This window comes from Granulicella tundricola MP5ACTX9 (assembly GCF_000178975.2).
GTDB classification, from domain to species: Bacteria; Acidobacteriota; Terriglobia; order Terriglobales; family Acidobacteriaceae; genus Edaphobacter; species Edaphobacter tundricola.
Map to the genome: position 1 here is coordinate 1932472 of NC_015064.1, position 22550 is coordinate 1955021.

Annotated in this window: 15 protein-coding genes; 4 read left to right on the top strand and 11 right to left on the bottom strand. The window is 60.6% G+C overall.

Going from position 1 to position 22550, the window contains the following annotated elements:
- Positions 1-6 precede the first annotated feature (6 nt).
- The 7 genes from ACIX9_RS08335 to ACIX9_RS08365 form a co-directional block, all read right to left on the bottom strand.
- Positions 7-2526: an ABC transporter permease gene (locus ACIX9_RS08335; RefSeq protein WP_013580038.1), complete on the bottom strand. Its 2520-nt coding sequence runs from the start codon at positions 2524-2526 to the stop codon at positions 7-9.
- Between the two features lie 21 nt (positions 2527-2547).
- Positions 2548-4971 carry an ABC transporter permease gene (locus ACIX9_RS08340; protein WP_013580039.1) on the bottom strand — a complete coding sequence of 808 codons (2424 nt, stop codon included), beginning with the start codon at positions 4969-4971 and terminating at the stop codon, positions 2548-2550.
- A gap of 2 nt (positions 4972-4973) precedes the next feature.
- A complete protein-coding gene (locus ACIX9_RS08345; RefSeq protein WP_013580040.1) occupies positions 4974-5723 on the bottom strand; it encodes an ABC transporter ATP-binding protein in 750 nt (249 codons plus the stop codon).
- 29 nt (positions 5724-5752) lie between these two features.
- Positions 5753-7009, bottom strand: a complete 1257-nt coding sequence (locus ACIX9_RS08350) for an efflux RND transporter periplasmic adaptor subunit (RefSeq protein WP_013580041.1) — start codon at positions 7007-7009, stop codon at positions 5753-5755.
- Positions 7010-7382: 373 nt separating this feature from the next.
- Positions 7383-8993, bottom strand: coding sequence for an MBOAT family O-acyltransferase (locus tag ACIX9_RS08355; RefSeq protein WP_013580042.1), 1611 nt, complete (start codon positions 8991-8993; stop codon positions 7383-7385).
- A gap of 74 nt (positions 8994-9067) precedes the next feature.
- Positions 9068-10288: a hypothetical protein gene (locus ACIX9_RS08360; protein ID WP_013580043.1), complete on the bottom strand. Its 1221-nt coding sequence runs from the start codon at positions 10286-10288 to the stop codon at positions 9068-9070.
- Positions 10289-10459: 171 nt separating this feature from the next.
- Positions 10460-11329: an IclR family transcriptional regulator domain-containing protein gene (locus tag ACIX9_RS08365; protein WP_013580044.1), complete on the bottom strand. Its 870-nt coding sequence runs from the start codon at positions 11327-11329 to the stop codon at positions 10460-10462.
- A gap of 205 nt (positions 11330-11534) precedes the next feature.
- Here ACIX9_RS08365 and pgi point away from each other — a divergent pair, with 205 nt between their 5' ends.
- Positions 11535-13169: a glucose-6-phosphate isomerase gene (gene pgi, locus ACIX9_RS08370; protein WP_013580045.1), complete on the top strand. Its 1635-nt coding sequence runs from the start codon at positions 11535-11537 to the stop codon at positions 13167-13169.
- Between the two features lie 13 nt (positions 13170-13182).
- The gene (locus ACIX9_RS08375) at positions 13183-13845 is read left to right on the top strand and encodes a peroxiredoxin-like family protein (RefSeq protein ID WP_013580046.1); all 663 of its coding nucleotides are present in this window, start codon (positions 13183-13185) and stop codon (positions 13843-13845) included.
- A 361-nt stretch (positions 13846-14206) separates the two neighbouring features.
- On the opposite strand, the gene ACIX9_RS08380 is transcribed toward ACIX9_RS08375, so the two are convergent.
- The 3 genes from ACIX9_RS08380 to ACIX9_RS08390 form a co-directional block, all read right to left on the bottom strand.
- On the bottom strand, positions 14207-14557 hold the full coding sequence (locus ACIX9_RS08380; RefSeq protein ID WP_013580047.1) for a hypothetical protein: 351 nt from the start codon (positions 14555-14557) through the stop codon (positions 14207-14209).
- Positions 14558-14737: 180 nt separating this feature from the next.
- Positions 14738-16915 (bottom strand): alpha-ketoacid dehydrogenase subunit alpha/beta, encoded by a 2178-nt coding sequence (locus ACIX9_RS08385; RefSeq protein ID WP_013580048.1) that lies wholly within the window; start codon positions 16913-16915, stop codon positions 14738-14740.
- Between the two features lie 113 nt (positions 16916-17028).
- The gene (locus tag ACIX9_RS08390; RefSeq protein WP_013580049.1) at positions 17029-17406 is read right to left on the bottom strand and encodes a hypothetical protein; all 378 of its coding nucleotides are present in this window, start codon (positions 17404-17406) and stop codon (positions 17029-17031) included.
- Between the two features lie 102 nt (positions 17407-17508).
- Between ACIX9_RS08390 and ACIX9_RS08395 the strand changes: the two genes are divergently transcribed.
- Positions 17509-18459 (top strand): mechanosensitive ion channel family protein, encoded by a 951-nt coding sequence (locus ACIX9_RS08395; RefSeq protein WP_041597561.1) that lies wholly within the window; start codon positions 17509-17511, stop codon positions 18457-18459.
- 126 nt (positions 18460-18585) lie between these two features.
- Here the strand turns inward: ACIX9_RS08395 and ACIX9_RS08400 are convergent, their stop codons facing one another.
- Entirely contained in the window at positions 18586-20694 is a 2109-nt protein-coding gene (locus ACIX9_RS08400; protein ID WP_013580051.1) for a thioredoxin domain-containing protein, read from the bottom strand.
- Positions 20695-21154: 460 nt separating this feature from the next.
- Here ACIX9_RS08400 and ACIX9_RS23685 point away from each other — a divergent pair, with 460 nt between their 5' ends.
- A complete protein-coding gene (locus ACIX9_RS23685) occupies positions 21155-22540 on the top strand; it encodes a PAS domain-containing protein (protein WP_013580052.1) in 1386 nt (461 codons plus the stop codon).
- Positions 22541-22550 lie beyond the last annotated feature (10 nt).

Here is a 22550-nt window from a genome sequence, read left to right on the forward strand (position 1 = left end):
GTCTCCTTACTCGGTGCGAAGCGCTGAAGTTGGTTCAATCGAAGCCGCGCGCCGTGCGGGAATCGTCGCAGCGAGCAAGGCCACCAGCGCGATGAGCCCGACAACCGTGCCGAGGATCAAAGGATCAGCGGGGGAGACGCCATAGAGCTGCGTGCGGATCAGGCTGCTCAACGCCATGGCAACCGGAATCGCCACCACCACGCCCAAAGCCGCCAGCTTCAGAACATCCGTCAGTACCAAGCGGGAGACTGCAAGCCGCGTAGAACCCAGCGCCATGCGGATGCCGATCTCACGCGTCCGCTGCGCCGTAGAGTAGGCAAGCACGCCGTAGAGACCCACTCCCGCCAGCAGTGTAGCCAGGCAGCCGAAGGAGGTCGCCAGGAGCGCGATCATACGTTCGTTCGAGAGGTTCTGATCGATCTGTTCGTCCATCGTTCGCACGCTGCTCAACGCCAGCCCCGGATCGATCTGACGCATCGTGCTCCTGACAGCGGACAGGACGTCCGAGGAACTGCCGTTGTATCGCAGATAGAAGTACAGATCGGCGGACCTGGGGGATTGATGCAGCGGGCGGTAGCAGGTGGCGGTCACATCCTCGCGCATGCCGCCATGTTTTGCGTCGCGAACCACACCTACGATCGTTGTGTCCATCTTGGGTGTACTTCCGAAGCCATCGGTCATCGCCATCTGGCGTCCGACGCAGGCCTCGACCGACCCACAGAAATGCTTGGCGAAGGCTTGATTCACCACCGCCACCTTGGGATGATCCACAGTATCCTGTTCGTTGAAGATCCGGCCCGCAAGCAGGGGAACTTGCATGACGTTCAGGTAATCGGCGCTGATCGTAGGATCTTCGATGCTGAACGAGTCATCCGGCGGTGGCTGATAGCCCGCCACCCCGGCGCTGTTCATATTGTGATTGCCCGTCAGCTCCGGATCATCAGTCGCGGCAACTCCCGTAACTCCAGGGATCGCTTGCAGGGAGGCCATGATGCGCTGATTGAGTGCCGGCCTGGCCTCCGCGGCGTATCCAGCCTGGGACAAATTGGTCTCAAATGTGAAGAGATGTGCCGTATTGAAGCCCACTTCCACGGAACGCAGACTCTGCATCGTGCGAAGAAACAGCCCAGAGGCCACCAGCAGAATAACGCTCAGACCAATCTGCAGGCATACCACCAGACGCCGCAGGCTCAGCAGGGAACCGGAGCCGGTCGAACTGGACTCGCGCAGAGTGGACGTCAAATTCAGATGCCGTAGCTGCAGAGCCGGAGCCAGCGAGAAGATCAGGGAGACCAGAACTGCCACACCGAAGTTGAACAGCAGCACTCGACCATCGATGCCTGCGGAGAACGGGGTCCCGGAGTCGGGGTCAGCCAACTGGTTCACCAGCACACGCAAAGCGATCGGCGCAAGCAGCAGACCGATTGCACCGCCACCAATTCCGATGAGCAGCCCTTCCATCAGCAGTTGTGTCACGATGCGGCCGATCCGTGCACCCAGCGCGGCCCGCAGAGAAAACTCTTTGATGCGGCTCGCGGACCGCACCAGCAAAAGGCTAGCCACGTTGACTGCGGAGATCAGTAGCACCAACACGGCCATCGCCATTACGGCCAGAAACGGCGTCTCCAGATTAGGACGCTTGTAGGAAAAACCCCGTGCTCCCGGCAACACCAGCAGCCGGCTCTTGGTCAGGAATCCCGCGATGAAGCGCGGCGTCACCGTACCCAGATTCTTCAACTCCTCTGCTCGTAGCGAGTGCCACAAAGGAGCCACGCCGGACGCTGCCTGTGCTGCCGAAAATCCTGGCTTCATCCGGCCCAGGATGTTCATCCAGCGGTACTTGTGGTCGTCCAGACCACCGGAATGGGTTGTCATCTGGCCGATCATCGCCATGGGCACAAAGACCGCGGGAGTCTGTCCCCATACCGCACTGTGAAAGCTCGGAGCCGCCACCCCGATGACCTGAAAAGGATGGTCGTTCAGAGACACAGAAGACCCGATGATGTGGGTGTCCGAAGCCAATTGATTTCGCCAGAAGTCGTAGCTCACCACCACCAGCGGATTCGCATTCACGGCTCCATCATCGGTCTGCGTAAACATCCGTCCCAGGAAGGGTTGAACGCCCAGCACGGTGAAATAATTTCCCGTCACCATCTCCGCATCGATGGAGTGCGTATCGTTATCGTGCCGGAAAGCAGCATTTGCCGGAGACGTCCCGATCAAGCCGGAGAAAACCTGGTTCTGGTCTCTCAGGTCCTTGTACATGGGATAGGAAAAATAAGCGTCAGTATCACCGCCCGAGTCACTGGTGCCGCCGTTCCAGGGACTTTTCGTGCCTTGAAGCACAACCAGTTTTCCCGCGTCGCTCACCGGCAGAGACCGCAGCAGCGCCTGATCCAGCAAGGAAAAGATAGCCGTGTTCGCGCCAATCCCAAGGGCCAGCGTAAGAATCGCCGTGATGGCGAAGCCGGGGGTGCGGCGAAGCTGCCGAAATGCAAAACGTAGGTCTTGTAGAGCAGTCTGCATATGATTCCTCTGGAAAGCTGTCTACTCAGCGCGAAGCGCTTCGGTGGGAGAGATGGAGGCGGCGCGCCGAGCCGGCAGAAGACCTGCCGCAACGCCGAAGAAAGCAAGCACAAGGGTGAGACCGCCCAACAGGCTAGCGTTTTGCGTCGCATGCAGCTCCACGACGGAACTGATTGTCCGCTGCATCGCAAGCGTCAGTAGCCATCCACAGCCAAGTCCCGCCGTCAGCAGCAGCGTGACCCGCGTCAGGATCTGGCGTACGACCCGCGTTCTCGATGAGCCCAACGCCATGCGGATGCCGATGTCGCGCGTCTGAAGTTCGACCTCGTGATGAACCATGCCGTAGATTCCGACTAGTGAAAGCGTCAGGGCCAGCACGGCGAAGATTCCGAACAACCATGACTCCAGCCGCTCGAATGTCAGGGTCTCAGCCACAACCTGGTTCATCGTCAACGGCGCTCGGAAAGGTACTGAAGGATCGATCTGGTGCATCGCCTCGCGGAGTGCGTTTGAGACTGAGGCGGGGTCGCCGTTTGCAACCTGCACCACCAGCGTCATGTGGAGAAGCTCGCTTGACGCGTACTCCGCGGGAATCTGTGCGGCGGGAAGATCCATCTCCGCCATTGAAGGCTGTCCAAGGTCTTGGCGCAGATTCGACATCACTCCAACGATCGTGATCTTGTCGTTTCCCCAATCGATCTGCCGCCCTACAGCCTCTTCGCCGGGTGAAAAGAACTTGTGGACAAAGGCTTCGTTGACCGTCACGTTGATCGGCGCACCCGCGTGATCGACCGATCCGCTGATTGTGCGGCCCTTGATCAGGTGCGCGCCGATCGCCTCCAGCGCGCCCGGCGAGATACTCCGGATCTCTGCCAGCATCTCCTGGTTCGGAGCCAGTGGTGGCTTGCCCACGATGTGCATGTCTCCGTTGGAGCCGGATTCCTGGATCGGCAGGAGGTTGATCATGCCTGCGCCCGCCACGCCCGGCAGCGCTCTCACCCGCTCCAGCAGAGGGTTGTAGAAGCTCGTCACCATATCGCGGCCAACGTAGTTTGCGGCCGTCAGGGTCACCTCTTCGGTGAGCAGCTTGTCCGGGGAGAAGCCCAGTGACGTCGAACGCATGTCATGCAGGTTCCGCAGCAGCAGCCCGGAGCAGACCAGCAGACCCATCGCAATGGCTATCTGCACCGCGATCAATGTGAACCTCAGACGATTCTGCCCCAGGCTCGACCCTGCAGCCCCGCCTGAGCGCAGCGCCATCGCAGGTGCCAGGCGTGAGAACTGCAGCGCCGGAAGCGTTCCCGCTGTCAGCCCTGTCACAAGTGCTATCACCACCGCTGCCGCCAGCACGGGCAGGTTCAACTCCACATCCGCACCACGAGAGAGGGAACTGATCAGAAGCTGACGCATCACCTGCAGCATCCCTGCGGCCAGCAACACGCCGCCCGCGGCACCGGCCAACGAAAGCACCGCGGACTCAGTCAGTAACTGCCGCACGATGCGCCCGCGTCCAGCCCCAATTGCAGACCGTAACGCGAACTCACGCTGCCGCCTCACGCCCCGGACCAGCAGCAGACCCGCAATGTTCACGCACCCAATGATCAGCACGCCGAACACGGAAAGCACCAGCACGCGCAGAGGGCCGCCCGTCTTGCCCAAGCTGGCTTCGGACTCGGAGAGCAGATGGACCCGGCGTCCGGCCTCATCCGGATAAAGCCTGCCCAGGTTCTGAAATACCTGGCCCATATCGGCTTCCGCCTGCGACATCGTCACGCCATCCTTCAGGCGGCCGATCGTCGGCAGAAAGTGTTGTCCGCGTGTCGCAATCCGCGTGGCCGGAAGATGAAACGGACGATATAGCGCGTTGCTCACGGAAAGGGGATAACGGAAGCCTGCCGGCATCACCCCGATCACCTCGGTTGGCGTGCCATCCAGCCGGATCTTTGACCCCACGATGTTTCTGTCCGCTCCAAACGTCTGTTTCCAGAGCTCGTACGACAGCACCACAACATCGTTGTGTCCTGCCTTATCCTCGCCCGTGCGGAACGTCCGTCCCAGCATTGGCTGAACGCCAAAGACGTCGAAGAAGTTATCCGTCCCAGACACGGCACGCACTGGCGTCGCACTCTGCCCGGACTCCATGTTGATGGAATCCATGCCATACCCGGCCAGCGCGCTGAGGGTCTTGTTCTCACGTCTCCAGTCCAGGTACTGCAGCCATGAGGCCGGCTGTCCATAGCCCTGCGGTGACCAGGTCCGCAGCACCACAATCGAGTCCGGATTCTTGTACGGCAGGGGACGCACCACCATCGCATCCAGCACGCTGAACACTGCCGTCGAAACTCCGATTGCCAGCGCCATCGTGACGATCGCAAGCAGGGAGAAGCCCGGGGAACGACGCAGTTGACGGATGGCAAATCGAAGATCGGAGGCAAAGGGCAGCATGACTACGCTCCTGTAACGCGGCTGATCGTGGAGGGATTCTGAATCGGATCGGCGAGCAGGTGAGCCAACTCACCCTCTGCCACAACCTTGCCGTCGAAGAGGTGAATCTGCCGCTGCGCATGAGCCGCAAACCGGTTATCGTGCGTCACCATGCAGATGGTTGAGCCTTCCGCGTGAAGCTCCGCCAGCAGCGTCATCACGGCCTCACCGTTCTTACTATCCAGGTTTCCGGTCGGCTCGTCGGCCAGCAGGATGGAGGGTGAGCCCGCCAGCGCACGCGCCACGGCTACACGCTGCTGCTGTCCACCGGAGAGCTGCGCCGGATAATGCCGCATCCGGTGCGCCATGCCCACACGCTCCAGCGCCTTGGAGACACGATCCTTACGCTCGGAGCCGGCCATGCCTGCGCGGTAGGTTAGCGGCAGCTCGACGTTTTCGAATACCGTTAGGTCGCCGATCAGGTTGAAGCTCTGAAAGATGAAGCCGATCTCCTGGTTGCGAATCCGCGACCGCTCGGCAAAGCTCAGGTTCGCCACCTGCTTGCCGTTCAGCGTGTACTCACCGCCGGTTGGGGTATCGAGCAGACCGAGGATGGAAAGGAGTGTGGACTTGCCGCAGCCGGACGGCCCGGACATCGCCACATATTCGCCTCGAGCGATGCCAAGATGAATGCCGGAGAGCGCATGGGTCTCAATCTCGTCGGTGTAGAAGACCTTCGTCAAGCCATTGATATTGATCAGAGATTCAGACACGGATAAAGCTCCTTTTGCTTGCCTTTTGACTACTGAAGTCTTACGCGGTCGGTTGAGTCCCACTTGGACATGTCGGAGAGGATGACGGAGTCGCCCGCATTCAGCCCGGACAACACCTCCATGCTGTTCACGGAAGCCCGGCCTACCTTCACCGAGACCCGCGTCGCCGTCTTTCCGTCCGCATCGACACGGAACAGGGAGATCGTCGAGTTCTCATTGCCCACAGCCGGCCGTCCGATATAGAGCACATCGCTCAACCGGTCCAGGTCGATCGTTCCGTCCACGGACAGGTCAGGCCGGGCGCCCTGCGGCAGAGCGCCAGCCAGTTCTACGTCAACGGTGACCGTTCCGTTCTGTACCGCCGGATCAATTCGCATCACCTTGCCCAGGATCACGCCGTTATGCGTATCGATCTCGGATGGCTGACCGATCTGGATATCCCGCGCCTGTGTCTCCGGAATCTTCAGGGAAGCCTTCAACTGGTCTGGCTGCACGACCTTCGCAAGCGTCGTCCCAATCGCCACATGCTCTCCTACCTGATGTGGAAGATCGACCAGAACGCCGGCAATGCCCGCACGTACGCTCAGCGCAGCCTGCTGCTTCTGCCGCAGCCCCAGCATGGCCTGCGCCTGCGCCACCTTGGTCTGCTGCACTGCCACCTGCGTCGCAATCGCTTTTTCGTTCAGGTCGTAGCGTTGATGCTCGATATCGTTGCGTTGACTCAGCTCATCTGCCTTGCCCTTGGAGGCCGAGTATGTCAATCCACTGATCACGCCCAGGTCATAGAGACTCTTGTCCGTCTGCGATTGCAGCGCTGCCTGCTTCTGATCCGCGGAGACCGTCGCCGCACCTGCCTGCTGCGTCATCAGATCGCTGCGCAGCCGAGCCTTTACGTTCAACAGGTCCGCCTCAGCTGCCTTCAGTTGCAGTCCGGCATCCAGCATCTCCTGCTGCACCTCCGGGTCCACCAGGTCCATCAGGATCGTGTCCGGTTCGACCTTTGCGCCCGGCAGTACTCGGATGCGGATCACCGTCGCCTCAGTCTCGGCCGGGATCAACCGGATGCGGTCCTCACGGGGAACCAGCGTGCCGGGTCCGCGCACCTGTCGGAGCAAGGCCCCGCGCTTGACCACATCAGTCCATACCGGACCGTCGACCGTCGGAATCGCAGGCTTCAATCGAAGGATCAGGAAACCAACAACGGCGATCACCGCGATAAAAGAGGCGGCGTAGAGAAAGTTACGGCGACGTTTCTGGCGTTTCAGGTCTGGTCGTGAGATATCCATCGTAGAGCAAGGATGCACGCAGGCGGCCAAACCACAATCGAACAAAACACCAGCAATTCACCGATAACCGATACGTGCGGCTGTTCGGGGCTGAACAGCAGTGTCCACTTCCGGACAAGCGATGGCCTCAAAATCACGAGGCTATCAATCGCTGGTTCGTGATTCCCCGGCCGATGGGGTTTGTATTGGTGCGTGCAGCGTTCTGGCGTGGCGGAGGCAGCGGAGGGGATGCGGGAGAAATTCCAGCCCCTGGCTGGGATGGGATAGTGTTCGTGGAGGAAAGCCCGGCTGTTTGTAGGTCCTCGATCACGTGTCGAAGCGCCCCTCTAATCCGAACAGCAACATCAGATTCCCGTTGAGAATGACAAACAAATCAGAACTGGAAGTAGAGGAAGGTGGCCTTCGGGTTCAGGACTACGAGGACGGCGAAGAAGAGGATTGCCATGACGACGGCCCAAGGGATGGTGGGAGACCAGCGGAGGGTGGGGAAGAAGCGCGGGGCGGGGTCCCGGAGGATGGTTGGTGTGGTTCCGAGGCTGGGGGCTGAGGACTCCTGGCCTAGTATCTGCTGGGTGTTGGGCATGAACCAGACGACGGGGAAGAGGGCAAAGGCGAGAGTGCCTTCAAGCAGACTGCCGAGGGAGCCTGTGCCGTGGGCTCCGGCTAGATCGTGCAGGAAGGTGATGGCTGCGTGCATGGACTCCGACCGGAAGAAGATGAGGGCGAAGGCTACCTGGAGATAGACGCCGATCATCATGGCGAGACGTTGTATGCTTTTGGGCTCGGGTGGGGCGGGAGCGTTGTGGATGCGCTGGCGGAAGTGTCGCCAGGCCTGGTTGGCGATGAGGTAGATGCCGTGGATGAGGCCGAAGATGACGAACTGCAGACCGGCCCCGTGCCAGAGGCCGGTAAGGAGCATGGTGACGAGGGTGGGGTAGGCGACCATCGAGGTGAAACCGGCTGGTGTGGTGAGGGCCTTGCGGGAGATCTTCTTGCCAGTGGCGGAACGACGGCGCTGCACGCCAAGGAGAAGCGGGTTGTAGAGGTAGAGGGTAATGTAGCGGGTGAGGGTCATATGCCAGCGCTGCCAGTACTCGGTGACGCTGGTGGCTTTGTAGGGGGAGTCGAAGTTGAGGGGGAAGCGGATGGAGAAGATGCGGGCGAGGCCCAGGGCCATGTCGGAGTAGCCGGAGAAATCGAAGTAAAGCTGCATGGAGTAGACGATGAGGCCGGTCCATGCGGAGGTGGCGGTGAGGGAGCCGAAGTGGGAGAAGGCGAGGTCGGCGGTGGGGGAGAGCTGGTCTGCGATGAGGACCTTTTTTGCCAGTCCCATGAGAAACCAGGTAAGGCCGAGGGAGACGTCGGCTGCTTTGAGGGAGAATTGGCGGGATGGGGGGACGGGGGTGAGAGCTTCATCCAAGTTCGCTGCCTGGTCTTCCGGGAGGATCTTGCCGAACTGCGGCATCATCTCCTTGTGGTGAAGAATTGGGCCGGCGATGAGATGAGGGAAGAAAGTGACGAAAAGGAGATAAGAGAGGAAGTCCTGGCGCTCGGCCTGGCCCTGGGCGAGATCGACGAGGTAGGAGATCTGGGTGAAGGTGAAGAATGAGATTCCAAGAGGCAGAAGGATGGGGTGGGGAGCGATGTGGGTGAGGTGGAACGTGTTGAGGAGAAGAACGGATTTATAGAGGTACTTGAAGTAGAAGAGGGCGAGAAGGTTGAGGCTTATGCCGGCGGCGAGTAACTGCTTGCGGCGGGTGGAATCCTCCGGTGCCGCGGAGATGATGCGAGCGGCGAGATAGTTGATGAGGATGGAGCCGAGAAGGAAGAGAACGAAGATGGGGTTCCAGGCGGCGTAGAAGACGACCGAGGCAAGGGCGAGCCACGCGATGACGGGGCGTCGGCCGTATCGTCCGAGGAGATGGAAGCCGAGCATGGTGATCGGCAGAAAGACGAAGATGAATTTGAGTGAGTTGAAGAGCATGTGCTGGTCTTGTGGGAGAGGCCCGGGTGCTCTCTGTGGAGGTGGGTCGGGTGGGATGGGACGATGGCGCGGGGTTAGATCAGGCCTGGGATGGAGAGTGTTCCGTCTTCAGAGGGGAGGGTTGGGGTGATTTCAAAGGGGGCTACGTCCGGGGGGAAGATGAGGACGTCGTAACCGGGGGAACTGAACTTCGGGGTTGACTTGCGGGGAGTGCGGTGTAGACGGAGGTGGACTCGGCGGAGGAAGGCGACCATATGCGTGGGCGGAACGCGATCGTCAATGGATGGATTGCGGTTGGCTACCGTGTTGAGTTCCCCGGCGATAAGGGTGGAGACGACCTCTGAACCACGGGCGGTGTAGTGGCGGCCATCATTGAAGAGGCCTATGGGGAGCGGCAGGAGCGAGTTGCTGGTGACACCATCGAGCTGGGCGGAGTAGGCGGCTAGGTTTTCATCGCAAGAAGGAATTGGGGCTACGTTGACAAGGACTACACCAGCGTTGCGGGCGTAGCCTTCGCGGTAGTCGGCGACGAGGTTGCGGGAGAAGGCGGCCTGGGCTGGATCGTTGGAGATAAGGGACATCGCGGGTTCGCAGCTCTTACGGGCTGGGCTGGGCGGGGTGAAGAAGCCGTTGCGAACGGTGACTGAATCCTCATCAGGACGGAGATGTGTGGTGTGGAACCATGCGTCCTTGATGGCGTACCAGGCGGTGAAGCCTATGGCGTACCCAGCGAAGGCGATGGATTCCTGCGGGTGCGAGAGGAGGACGTCGCGGGCCTGCTGAGGGGTCCCGTGGCGGAGGAGCTCGAGCAGGCCTTCCGCGTAGATGGTCTGGTGCCAAGCGTGATTCTCGGACTGGAAGTCGTCCGGGGAGAGTTGCACGAGGAGGACGCGGGGTTTGCCGTTCTGGGCGAGATAGTGATTGAGCGTCAGGTTATTGGTGACGGCGAGGACGGCGTTTGTGACGGCGATGTTGCAGGTGCGGAAGCCCGTGTGGTTTTCGACGACCTCAGGATCGATGCCGGTCATGGCTGTGGAGTCGCCGTAGACGAGGACGTCACAGTCACGGTCATGGATGTCGAAGATGGCGTCGTTGGAGCGGACCCAGACACTGGCTCCATGGTGGAGGAAGAAGTTGGAGCGGCCAAGCTGGATGAATGCCGGAATGGCAAGGATGGGAATGAGGACTACGGTAAGGCAATAGTGAAGAAGACGCCTGGGGGACGAGGTTGCAGTGATCGAATCGGCGGCGGTAGTCGCGTTGGGAAAGGTGCTCGGGTCGATGGATGAACTCATGAAGGAATCAGGTTAGCAATTGCTTACCAAGTGGAACGCGGCCAGAGGCTGCCGAGTCAAAAGTTTATTGTATCCAAGCATTTGCGTGGAGCATCGTTGCTGAGAACGTTACACCATCTATGGACGGATGAGAGATGAAATTGGGTTACCTGCCCTGTGGAACGCTGAGGCTTATCTCAGGAAGGAACCTATTTCAGTGGCCGCGTTGCGAAGGGGCGTGAGGAAGTGGGTCTGCATGTCAAAGACGGGGAGGCGGGGGGCGTTGCCGGAGAGATTGACGGTAGCGACGACTCGGCCATTGGGGGCGTAAACGGGGACCGCGAGGGAACGGAGGCCTACTTCGAGCTCCTGGTCGACGAGAGCGTAGCCGAGGCGGCGGACGCTGCGGAGAGCGAGACGGAGCTTGTCGACGGTGGTGATGGTGCGGGTGGTGTGGGGGATGAGATCGACGCGGGCGAGGTATTGCTCAAGCTGGTCCGGGGGGAGATACGCCAGCAGGACGCGGCCCATGGAGGTGCAGTAGGCAGGGAGGCGGGATCCGATGTGTAGGTCTACGGCCATGACTCGGCTGGCGACCTGGGTGCGGGCAATGTAGACGATGTCGTCACCGTCGAGCGTGGCAACTGAGAAGGACTCGCGGAAGGTGGAAGACATGCGCTCTAAGACAGGCTGGGCGGAGGTGGAGAGGGTGGATGAGGTGGTGTAGGTATGGGAGAGCGAGAGCATGCGCGGACGGAGGGAGTAGCGCTGGCCGTCTTCTGCGCCCGCGAAACCGAGCTTGGTGAGGGTGTAGAGGCAGCGACGGACGGCGGCGCGAGAGAGGCCGGTTTTGACCGAGAGCTGCGAGATGGTCATCTGGGGGCTCTGCTGGGTGAAGGCCTGGATGACGATGAGACCGCGTGCGAGCGAGGTCATGAAGTTTGGATCGCCCTGGTAGATGTCCAGGCTGGAGGCTGGGGTGGGGCGGGGCGCTGCGGGAGGGGCGGCGGGGGCATCTTTTCCGAGAGCGGGGGGTGGTGCAAGGCGGGACGAGAGTGGCATTGGTTCAATCCTCCTCCGTCGGTTACGCGGCCACCAATGGCCGTGTGCGATAGACGGACTATTACTACGATAAACGCACGGACATGTGCGTTGCAACATGCGATGGCGAATGGCGGGGTTAGAGATGAAATGTGGGAGTCATGTAATCGGCATCCGAATCAACTAGAGTGTTAGTTCTGAAGAGTTCGAAAAAGGAGATTTAGGAATGGCGATCAAGACAGACGTGTCACCGTTGGGACAGCGTTCGGCCTGGCAGGCGTTGAAGAAGCATCATGCGGAGATTGGCAAGAAGCACATGAGCGAGCTATTCGCGGAAGATGGCTCACGCGGGGAGCGGTATACGGCTGAGGCCGGTGGAATCTTTCTGGATTACTCGAAGAACCGCGTGAATGACGAGACGCTGAAGCTGCTGGTGCAGCTTGCGGAGGAGTCCGGGCTGAAGGCGCGGACCGAGGCCATGTTCACGGGCGAGAAGATCAACATCACGGAGAATCGGGCTGTGCTGCATGTTGCGCTGCGTGCGCCGAAGAGCGAGTCGATTGTGGTGGATGGTGAGGATGTCGTTCCAGCGGTGCATGAGGTGCTGGAGAAGATGTCGGGATTTGCGGATAAGATCCGCAGCGGCGAGTGGAAGGGACATACCGGTAAGAAGATCAAGAACATTGTGAACATTGGGATCGGTGGGTCTGATCTTGGGCCGGTGATGGCCTACGAGGCGCTCAAACATTACAGCCAACGAGATCTGACGTTCCGTTTTGTCTCGAACGTAGATGGCACGGATTTTGCTGAGGCTGTACAGGATCTCGAGGCTGACGAGACGTTGTTCCTGGTGGCATCGAAGACGTTTACGACGCTGGAGACGATGACGAACGCTCATTCGGCTCGGGACTGGGCACTCGATTCTTTGAAGGATGATTCGGCTGTGGCGAAGCACTTCGTCGCGATTTCGACCAATGCGAAAGAGGTTGGGAAGTTCGGCATCGACACGGCGAATATGTTTGGGTTCTGGGACTGGGTGGGTGGACGGTACTCAATGGATTCGGCGATTGGACTCTCGACGATGATTGCGATTGGGCCGGATAACTTCATGGCTATGCTGGGTGGGTTCCATGACATGGACGTCCACTTCCGGACAACACCGCTGGAGAAGAATCTGCCGGTGCTGATGGGGCTCCTGACGGTCTGGTATACGGACTTCTTCGACGCGCAGACGATGGCGGTTCTGCCGTATGAGCAGTATCTGAAGCGGTTTCCGGCTTATCTGCAGCAGTTGACGATGGAGTCGAACGGAAAGCATGTCACGCTGAGTGGCGAGCATGTGGAGACGGAGACGGGGCCTATCTACTGGGGAGAGCCGGGGACGAATGGGCAGCACTCGTTCTACCAGCTGATCCACCAGGGGACACGGTTGATTCCGTGTGACTTCATCGGGTTCTACAAGGGGCTCAATCCGCTGGGACGGCACCATGACATGCTGATGGCGAACGTGTTCGCGCAGGCTGAGGCGCTGGCGTTCGGCAAGACTGCGGAGCAGGTGAAGGCTGAAGGTGTTGCTGCTGAGCTGGTGCCGCACAAGGTGTTCGAGGGGAATCGGCCTTCCAACACGATCCTGGCGGATCAGCTTACGCCTGCTGTTCTGGGTAAGCTCGTCGCGCTTTATGAGCATGCTGTGTTTACGCAGGGTGTTGTGTGGGGGATTGATTCGTTTGATCAGTGGGGGGTGGAGCTGGGTAAGGTGCTGGCGACTCGCATCCTGGGGGAGATTGAGGGTGCGGATGGGCCGAAGGGGCATGACTCTTCTACGACGAGCCTGATTGAGAGGTATCGGGCGAACAAGTAGGATGGAGGGAGTGATGTCTCTTCAGGATCAACTCGATGTAATTACGGCTCGGACACGGCAGCTGGTGCAGGCGGACCGGCTGGCCGTGTCGGAGCAGGCGGCTGCGGAGCTTTTTGCGACTGGGATTGAGGATTCGATCCTGGAGGTGGGGGCGGTGGCTCCCTCGTTCGCGTTGACGGATGCCAGTACTGGGAAGCTCGTCAAGTCTGAGGATCTGTTGGCCCTGGGGCCGGTGGTTTTGAAGTTCTTCCGGGGGCGGTGGGACCCTTACTGTGTGACGGAGTTGGAGACCTGGCGGGAACTCTATCCTGAGGTTCGGGATCGTGGGGCGATCCTGGTGGCTGTCTCGCCGCAGACGAAGCGGCAGAACGACTTTGCTGTGCAGCAGCATGGACTTAGTTTTCCGGTGCTGGCTGATCCCGGGTGCGAGGTGGCGGAGCGGTTCGGGATTGCTTATACCGTTCCGGTTCCGGCACGGAACTACTACCGGTCTATTTTGGTGAATATTCCTTTTGCGAATGCGGGGCTGAACTACGACACGGCCAGCGAGGAGTCGTGGCGGCTGCCGCTGCCGGCGCTCTACCTGATCGGTCAGGATGGGCTGGTGCGGTTCGCGGAGGCTCATGCCGATCCACGGGTTCGTCCGGAGCCTGCGGATCTGCTTTCGCTGCTTTAGGGGTGCCCCCCACCCCCCGGTCAAAGTATCCAAAGTCTTCATTCGATTGAAGTTAGGTCTGGACTTGGTGCGGGAGGTCGCTGTCTACAGGGGATGGTGCCTGTAAAGTCCTCTCTTCACAGGGGTTAGGTGTGATGAGTCGGGTGATTTTGGTTTCTTTGAGTGTAGTTAAATTGTACCGGATCCGGGTGGGTGAATACCCCAGTTATTTTTTGGGGCTAAGTAGCTTGGAATGTTAGGTTTGCGGGGAGTTTGGAGAGCCTGGGGGCTTGACACGCGGATTTGCTGGTGTTTTTGAGGGTGTTTGGGGGCGGGACGGTGAAGATTTTCGACTTTGAGTTCCCGAAATGGGAACGGCCGTCTAGTGGTGGGTAGGTTGGCTCGGTGGTTTCGAGATCGGGGGTGTGAAGAAGACGCCGACGATATAGATGTCTTTGCCATCGGGGGTCTTGGGGCGAGGCGCGAAGATTCCGGCTATCCCACCGCTTGAGGGGAGGATGGGCTGGGAGAGTTCGAGGCCGGTTTCAATGGGCACGTTGACGAGGCCTGCGGTACCGGTGGCGGGATAGTGGTATTGGCCGTCCGAGCTTCTGGGGGCGGTCATGAGGACATAGGTGCCGGCATGGGCGAGGATACCGCCGTTGAAGGTGGCGAGATTGAGCGACTTATCGACGTGGAGAAGCGACTCCCCGATCGGTGCAAAGATTCCCATCGTGTCCCCCTGCTGGTGAGTGGTCAGGCTGGCTGGCTTTGGATTTCAGGATGACGATAACACCGGGGCGGCGTGGGGGTGGGATTAAATTGTCAGCGTCTATCGAAAAAACCATACGGGAATGACCCAGGCAGGAATGAGCCAGGCGGGCCTTGCCTTCTCAAGGGGGAGTCGGGGCGGCTAGTAAGCCGCCATATCCGCCATGGCCCGATATAGATCCTCAGGTTGCGGCAGGATCGCATCCTCAAGAATGGGCTGGTAGGCCACGAAGGTATCCATGGCCGCGACGCGGCGCACCGGGGCGTCGAGGTCGTCAAAGAGTTCTTCCCCGATGCGTGCGGCTATCTCCGCGCCGTAGCCCCAGCTCTTCATGTCCTCGTGCGCGACGATGACCTTGCTGGTCTTCCTGACGGACTTGGCGATGGCTTCCCAATCGTAGGGGGCGAGCGAGCGGAGGTCGATCAGTTCGACGTCGATTCCGGTCTCACGATGCAGCTTGACGGCCGCCTGCAAGGCTCGGGGGATGACCGCACCGTAGGTGATGACGGTCAGATCCTTACCGGGTCGGACGATTTTGGCTTTGCCGAAGGGAATCGCAAACTCCGGCCCCGGGTACATGGCCCGCCCGAAGGTCTCGCGGTAAAGGCGCTTGTGTTCGAGAAAGAGCACGGGGTCATCGCAGCGGATAGCGGTGCGGAGGAGGCCGATGGCGTCGAGGGCGTTGGACGGCATGACGATCCTCACGCCGGGCGTGTGGGTGAAGATGCTTTCACCGGATTGCGAATGGTAGATGGATCCGCCGGTGAGGTAGCCGCCGATGGGCACGCGCATGACGAGCGGGCAGGAGAAATCGCCGTTGGAGCGCCAGCGGATGAGCGCGAGTTCATTGCGCATCTGATGCATGGCGGGCCAGATGTAGTCGAAGAACTGGATTTCGACGACTGGCTTCATGCCGCGGACGGCCATTCCGATGGCTCGGCCAACGATATTGGCCTCAGCGAGCGGGGAGTTCCAGACGCGGTCCGAGCCGAACTCGACCTGGAGGCCGGCGGTGAGCTTGAAGACGCCGCCCTTGCCCTTGACCTTGGGATCGAGGAGGGCTTCGGCGCGGGTGGCGTCGGCTACGTCCTCGCCAAAGACCACGATGCGCTGATCGCGGCGCATCTCGTCGCGGAGGCAGGTGTTGATGAGGTCGGCCATGGTGCGCTCGGTGGGGTCGTCACTGGGCGCGGGCTCGGTGGCGAAGCGGGCGTCCGTGCAGCTCAGGTCTTCGGAGTACTGGTGTTTGAGGATCGAGTCGACGGTGGGGAGGGCGGCGGCGACTGCGACGTCGGCGGCCTGCTGGACTTCGAGATCGACCTTGCGCTCGAGGGCGTTGATGCCGTCGGCGTCGAGGATGCCTTCGCGCATGAGCCAGACCTGCATGCGGGAGATGGGGTCGCGCAGGGCGTCTGCCTGGAGTTCAGCCTGGGAACGGTAGAGGCGCTCGTCGTCACTGAGGGAGTGGGAGTACGGGCGGACGACGTGGCCGTGGACCAGCGCAGGGCCGTGGCCGGCGCGGCAGTAGGCGACTGCCTCAGTCATTGCGTTGTAGCAGGCGATGGGGTCGGTGCCGTCGATCTCCGCGAAGTGGAAGTTGGGGAAGTTGGCGATCAGGCGCGAGATGTTGCCGCCGGGGGTGTTGGCCTCGACCGGCGTGGAGATGGCATAGCCATTGTCTTCAACAACATAGACGACGGGGAGCTTGCCGTTGGAGGCGGTGTTAAGCGACTCCCAGAACTCGCCCTGGCTGGTGGAGCCTTCGCCGATGGAGACGTAGACGACTTCGTCGCCGTGGAATTTTACGTTCTTGAACTCGCGGTAGTCGCCGTCGACCTTGGCGGCGGACTCGGGATGCTGGGAGAAATAACGGCCGGCTTCAGCGCAGCCGATGGCGTGGAGGCACTGGGTTGCTGTTGAGGATGAAGGAGTTACGATGTTCAGTTTGCTGCTGGACCAATGCGAGGGCATCTGGCGGCCACCGCTGGCGGGGTCGGCGGCGGCTCCTACGGCCTGGAGGAGCTGTTCTTCTGCTGTGTTGCCTAGTGCGAGGCAGATTGCGCGGTCGCGGTAGTACGGGAAAAACCAATCATATGAAGGCTTTAGCGCCATTCCTGCAGCTACCAGTAGAGCTTCATGGCCAGCGCAGGAGATCTGGAAGAAGATCTTCTGCTGGCGCTTGAGGACGATCTCCCGGTCGTCGACGCGGCGGGAGAGATACATGAGCCGGTAGAACTCAATAAGTTGCTCATTCGACAGGGGATACTTTCCTGCCGTCTCCTGCCTGGTGGCGAGTGCACCCTCCGTCTGACGTGCCATGCGTGAAACTCCTTCTCCCCATGTTTACCATTTTTGAGCAAAACCTGTCGTTTTGGAGGTGTTTGTACACCACAAATCACCACACGCGCACCACAAATCGACGTGTACTCCGATCAGTTTTTTGCGCGTTCCTTGATCGAGCGGGCGAGTTTCTCGATCTCCTCAGAGCGGCGGACGACGTCGAGCGAGAGCATGTACTTGTCGGTCTTGTCGACGTCGGTCTTGAGCTGGGTGACGAGGGCTACGAGCTTGTCGGTGTCGGCGACGAGGCGCTTCTGGCGGTCGTCGTTCCGGGCGATGGCCATCTTCTCCTTCGAGCCGGCGGACATGCGCGCGTCAATGTCGGAGTCGGACCCGGACTTGTGTGTGCCCATCTGGCTGTTTGGCGACTGCGGCTGCTGGGTTGGGAACTGAGCGTGGGCGGCGAGGAGGAAGCCGGATGCGAGGGCGAACGCGGTGGCCGTGGACCTGATGGTTTGCGTGATGTTCATGAACTCTCCCTCTGCTGACGCCGAGCGCGACTTGCGTTTCATTTTGCGGTATAGCAAGGTAGGTTGCATAGAGGCTTTTCGATGCTTCCGATCCTGCTGGAAATGAGACCGACGCTGAATCTTCTGACGACGTTTTCCCCGACTGTACAGGGCTCCATCTTTCAGACGCTGAATCACGACTGGCACCAGGACTTTGTGGTGATGGTGGAGGACCGGCTGCCGAAGGTGGCGGTGGTGCTGGTGTTCCTGTTCATCCTGTGGCGGGTGGCGCTGTTCTTCGTCCACCGGATGCAGAAGCTGGCGATCCGGCAGGTGGGCAACTCGCAGCGGGCAGCGCAGTTGCGGACGATGGCGACGATCGTGCGCGCGACCTCTTTGAGTGCGCTGGGGTTTCTGGGGTTTTTGCAGGTCTTGAATCTGCTGAATATCGACTACAAGCCGCTGCTGGCGTCGGCGGGGATTTTGGGTGTGGGGATTGGGTTGGGGGCGCAATCGCTGTTCAAGGACATCATTAACGGAATCTTCATCCTGGTGGAGGATCAGTACAACGTGGGCGAGGTGGTGAAGGTGGCGTCGCTGACGGGGACGGTGGAGGATCTGACGCTGCGGCTGACGCGGCTACGGGATGGGGACGGGACGCTGTATGTGATTCCTAATTCGCAGATTGCTACGGTCTCTAATCTGTCGCGGGACTACTCGGTGGCCAGCTTGCCGATTGCGGTGGATGCGAGCGCGAATCCGGATGAGGTGATCGCGCTGCTGGGGGAGATTGCAGCGGGGCTGCGGGCGGATGTGGCGTTCAAGGATGTGATCGTGGCCGACCCGTCCGTGCTGGGGGTGGATAAGATCGACGGGCGATCGATCATCTACCCGATCAACATACGGGTGCGGCCGAACCAGAAGGATGGTGTGCTGCGGGAGCTTCGGCGGCGGGTGGTGCTGACGTTCGAGAAACGAGGGATACCGTTGGGGTCGGATTCGAGCATGTTGATCATGCAGGCTGCGAAGGACCCTACGGCGCCGCCTTCGCAACAGCCGCTGGTTGGGAGCTAGGCGGTGCCTGGCGAACAGACTACGGGGATAAAAAGGGATTAGAACGATCAAGACGGATTTGATCTGTTTCTTATCCCTTTTTCTGTGCGTGCTTGTCTGGTTTTTTAGTAATGATGCTTTGGTGCATCAGAGGCTTTCCAGAAGGATTTCTGCTAGGGCCTCGGGGGTGTTGACGGGGGGGCGGCAGGTGAAGCCGGTGCAGACTGCGGCGTAGCTGCCGAGGGTGGTGAGGAAGTGCGGGAGGGTTTGAGCCAGGGACGGCGGTAGGGTGGTGAGCTGGGATGGGGTGAGGCGAACGACGGTCTTGTTGACGGCGTAGCGGCCCAGGGCGGCGCGTTCCAGGCGGTCGGCTACGGAGTCTTCGCCTACGATGACGACCTGGATGGGTGGGAGCAACAGGCGCTGGAGGGCGAGGCCGAAGGTTGCGGCGTAGAGGCCGAAGTGCTCGACGACTGCGGCAAAGCATTCCAAGGTGGCTTTGGCCATTTGCTTGAAGTCTTCGCGGCCTGTAAGGGCTTCCAGGCGAAGGAGGAGGGCGGCGGCTACGGGGTTGCCGGCGGGCGTGGGGGAGTCCTGGAGGGGCTTGCGGCGGGTGCTGAGGGCTCCGAGGCGCAGCTCGCCGGGTGCGGGGGTCTCGGTGTCGAAGAAGCCTCCCTTTTCTTCGTCGTAGAACTTTGTGATCGCGGCATCAGCGAGGGCGAGGGCGGAGTTGAAGTAGGAGATATGGCCGGTGGCCTCCCAGGCGTCCAGGGCGGCGTGGCCGGTGAAGGCGTAGTCGTCCAGAATTCCGGGGATGGGGTCTGTGGGTTCTGAGGACTCGCCGTAGGCTATGACGTGGTCGAGTGAGCCTTCGTGCCAGGCGGTGGAGAGGACGCGGTCGAGGGTTTTGAGGGCGAAGAGGCGGGTGGCGGGGTCGGCGAGGACGCGGGCAGCCTCAAGGTGGGCGGAGATCATCATCGCGTTCCAGGCGGTGTAGAGGGTCTTGTCGATGTAGGGGGTGGGGCGGGTCTTGCGTGCGGCGTAGAGCTTGGGGAGCGAGGTCTGGAGGAGAGCGCTGGCCTGGTCTAGAGATACTCCAGCTGCTTTGGCTACGGTCTCCAAAGGCTGGTCTACGTGCAGGGTGTTCTTCTGCGGGTTGTGGTGCATATCGCCTAGTTCGCCTATGTCGTAGAAGGGGGCGGTGACGGCTAGCTCTTTTTTCGTCAAGGCTGCGCGGGCTTCGGCGAGGGTCCAGGTGAAGTAGTCGCCGTCGTCGTCCAGATTTGCGTCGGCGTCCTGGGAGGCGTAGAAGCCGCCTAGTTCTCGGTCCGACATGACCTCTTCGACCCAGCGGATGATCTCGCGGGCGATGCGGGCGCACTCGGGTTCGACGAAGGTCTGATAGGCGTGAACGTAGTTTTTGAGCAGCTCCGAGTTGTCGTAGGACATTTTTTCGAAATGGGGGACGACCCACCGCTCGTCGACCGAGTAGCGGTGGAAGCCGCCGGCGAGGTGGTCGTAGATGCCGCCCTTGGACATCTTCTCGAGCGTGAAGGCGGCGGTGGCTCGGGCTGCGGCTGCGATTCCGTCTTGTGAGCCTACGCGGCTGGCGGCGTCGATGAGGAGGTCCAGGGCCCCGGAGTTGGGGAACTTGGGTTGGGAGCCGAAGCCTCCATTGCGGCGGTCGAACTGCTGGAGGGCGGAGGCGATGAGCTTGTCTACCAACTCAGTGCCGGGATTGCTGGCGCTGCCGTCGAAGGACTCGTTGTGTTCTATGGCGGCGATGACGCTGCCGGCGGTGTCCATGACCTCTTCACGTTTATTTTGGAAGGCTTCGGCCATGGTCATGAGGACTCGGCGGAGGCCGGGGCGGCCGTGCTGGTCGAGCGGCGGGAAGTAGGTTCCGCCGAAGTAGGGCTGGCCCTGGGGGGTTAGGAAGGCGGTGAGGGGCCAGCCGCCCTGACCGCTGATGGCGGCGACGGCGGCCTGGTAACGGGCGTCGACGTCGGGGCGCTCGTCACGGTCTACCTTGATGGCGATGAAGTGCTCGTTGATGAGGCGGGCGGTCTCGGCGTTCTCGTAGGACTCGCGGTCCATGACGTGGCACCAGTGGCACCAGACGGCTCCTATGTCGAGGAGGATGGGTTTGTCTTCGGCTTGGGCCCTGGCGAAGGCTTCCGGGCTCCATTCGTGCCACTGAACCGGTTGGTGGATGGCGGAGCGGAGGTAGGCGGAGCGGGCTTTAGCTAAGGACATGGGTCTAGTTTACTCGTTTGGCCGAGGTGCCGGCGTCCCCCGGAAAAAGTGAGTAAGGTCTTCAATTGATTGGAGTTAGGTCTGGATTTGGCAGGACAGTGGTGGAGCAGTGTTATCGCAGTGAGACGGTAGTGGTGAAGCAGTTTTTTCTTGACCAAGGTGGGCGGGTGAGTATGCCATCTACTGTTGGCTTGAAAGTGGTTTGGGATGTTTGATTTCAGGATTTTTGAGAGCTTGACACTCGAGTTTTGAGGCGAAGCTCATGAAGACAGGATTCCCGAATGCGAACGGGGTGGGAGGTTGTTTGGATTGGTGCACTTTTGTGGCATGGCTGAGAAGGGGGTGGGACCCTAGAATTGCATCACTTGCGCGAGAGAACTCGCTCAGCCCGTGCTTCACTTCTGCAGTCCTCCCATGTTTCTGCCGATGAACGTAAGGCGTAGTGGAAAGATGGAACCCCATGGACGAGAACGTACGGATTGCCGCTCTCCTGGAGCTGGAGATACTGGATACTCCGCAGGAGAAGGAGTATGACGACCTGGTGCACCTGGCGTCGGCGATCTGCGATACGCCGATCAGCCTGGTGTCGCTGGTGGATACGGACCGACAGTGGTTCAAGGCGGCGATGGGGCTGGATGTGCGTGAGACGCCGCGGAGCCTTTCGTTCTGCGCTCATGCGATCCGGCAACCGGACCTGTTTGTGGTGGAAGATGCGGCGAAGGATCGTCGCTTCCTGAGCAATGCGCTGGTCACGGACAATCCTCATATACGGTTTTATGCCGGGGTTCCGCTGCAGGCTCCGGGGGGCGAGCCGATTGGGACGCTGTGCGTGATCGACCGGGTGCCGCGGACGTTGAGCGAAGGCCAACGGGCGGCGCTGACGATCCTGGGGGCGCAGGTGCAGACGCGGCTGACCTTGCGGTTGAAGCAGAAGTCGCTACAGCAGGCCCATGAGGCCAACCAGGAGTTGTGTCACAGTCTTCAGGCGACCAACGACCTGTTTCTTTCGTTCATGAACCATGGTCCGTTTGCCTCCTACATCAAGGATGCGGACGGAAGCATGGTATTCTACAACAAGTACCTGGCCGAGGCGAGCGGGGTGGACGAGCAGGCTTGGATCGGGCTGAAGGACGAGGAGATCTGGCCGGCGGAGATGGCGGCGAAGTTCCGGAGCGATGATATTGCGGTGCTGGCCGGGGAGACGGCGGTGGAGAAGGACGACGTTTCGCCGCGTGCGGATGGGACGGCGGCTTTCTGGAAGTCGCTGAAGTTTCCTTATGTGGGGCAAAACGGGAAGCGGATGCTGGCGGGGATGTCGATCGACGTGACGCGCGAGGTGCTGCACGAGGCGCAGGCGGAGAATGCTCTGCGCGAGAAGAGCGCACTGGCAAACCAGCTGGTGGCGAGCCGGCACATGTTCCGAAGCTTCATGGAGAACAGCCCGAACATCACGTTCGTCAAGGACGATCAGGGACGGATCGTTTTTTATAACGCGGCGGTGGAGACGTTCTTTGGGATCAGTGCTACGGAGTGGCTGGGCAAGACAGCCCAGGAGATCCTGCCCGAGGCGATGGCGGAACGGTTCGTCTCACAGGATCATGAGGTGCTGAGTACAGGCGTGAATGTGGATGCACAGGACGAGATGGTGGCAGCGGACGGGGAGGTCCACCAGTTCCGCAAGGTGAAGTTTGCGTACAAGGATCTGGATGGACGGACGATGCTGGCGAGCGTGTCGCAGGATATTACGGAGGAGACGCGGCAGGCTCGGGCGCTGGCCCAGGCGAATGCCAAGCTGGAGTTCCTGGCGACGACGGACGTGCTGACGGGACTTTCTTCACGGCGATAGTTTGGGATCC

Coding starts and splice junctions, on each gene's coding strand:
- ACIX9_RS08335 (WP_013580038.1), bottom strand. CDS start 2,526: ATGCAGACTGCTCTACAAGACCTACGTTTTGCATTTCGGCAGCTTCGC.
- ACIX9_RS08340 (WP_013580039.1), bottom strand. CDS start 4,971: ATGCTGCCCTTTGCCTCCGATCTTCGATTTGCCATCCGTCAACTGCGT.
- ACIX9_RS08350 (WP_013580041.1), bottom strand. CDS start 7,009: ATGGATATCTCACGACCAGACCTGAAACGCCAGAAACGTCGCCGTAAC.
- ACIX9_RS08355 (WP_013580042.1), bottom strand. CDS start 8,993: ATGCTCTTCAACTCACTCAAATTCATCTTCGTCTTTCTGCCGATCACC.
- ACIX9_RS08360 (WP_013580043.1), bottom strand. CDS start 10,288: ATGAGTTCATCCATCGACCCGAGCACCTTTCCCAACGCGACTACCGCC.
- ACIX9_RS08365 (WP_013580044.1), bottom strand. CDS start 11,329: ATGCCACTCTCGTCCCGCCTTGCACCACCCCCCGCTCTCGGAAAAGAT.
- pgi (WP_013580045.1), top strand. CDS start 11,535: ATGGCGATCAAGACAGACGTGTCACCGTTGGGACAGCGTTCGGCCTGG.
- ACIX9_RS08375 (WP_013580046.1), top strand. CDS start 13,183: ATGTCTCTTCAGGATCAACTCGATGTAATTACGGCTCGGACACGGCAG.
- ACIX9_RS08380 (WP_013580047.1), bottom strand. CDS start 14,557: ATGGGAATCTTTGCACCGATCGGGGAGTCGCTTCTCCACGTCGATAAG.
- ACIX9_RS08385 (WP_013580048.1), bottom strand. CDS start 16,915: ATGGCACGTCAGACGGAGGGTGCACTCGCCACCAGGCAGGAGACGGCA.
- ACIX9_RS08390 (WP_013580049.1), bottom strand. CDS start 17,406: ATGAACATCACGCAAACCATCAGGTCCACGGCCACCGCGTTCGCCCTC.
- ACIX9_RS08395 (WP_041597561.1), top strand. CDS start 17,509: ATGAGACCGACGCTGAATCTTCTGACGACGTTTTCCCCGACTGTACAG.
- ACIX9_RS08400 (WP_013580051.1), bottom strand. CDS start 20,694: ATGTCCTTAGCTAAAGCCCGCTCCGCCTACCTCCGCTCCGCCATCCAC.
- ACIX9_RS23685 (WP_013580052.1), top strand. CDS start 21,155: ATGGACGAGAACGTACGGATTGCCGCTCTCCTGGAGCTGGAGATACTG.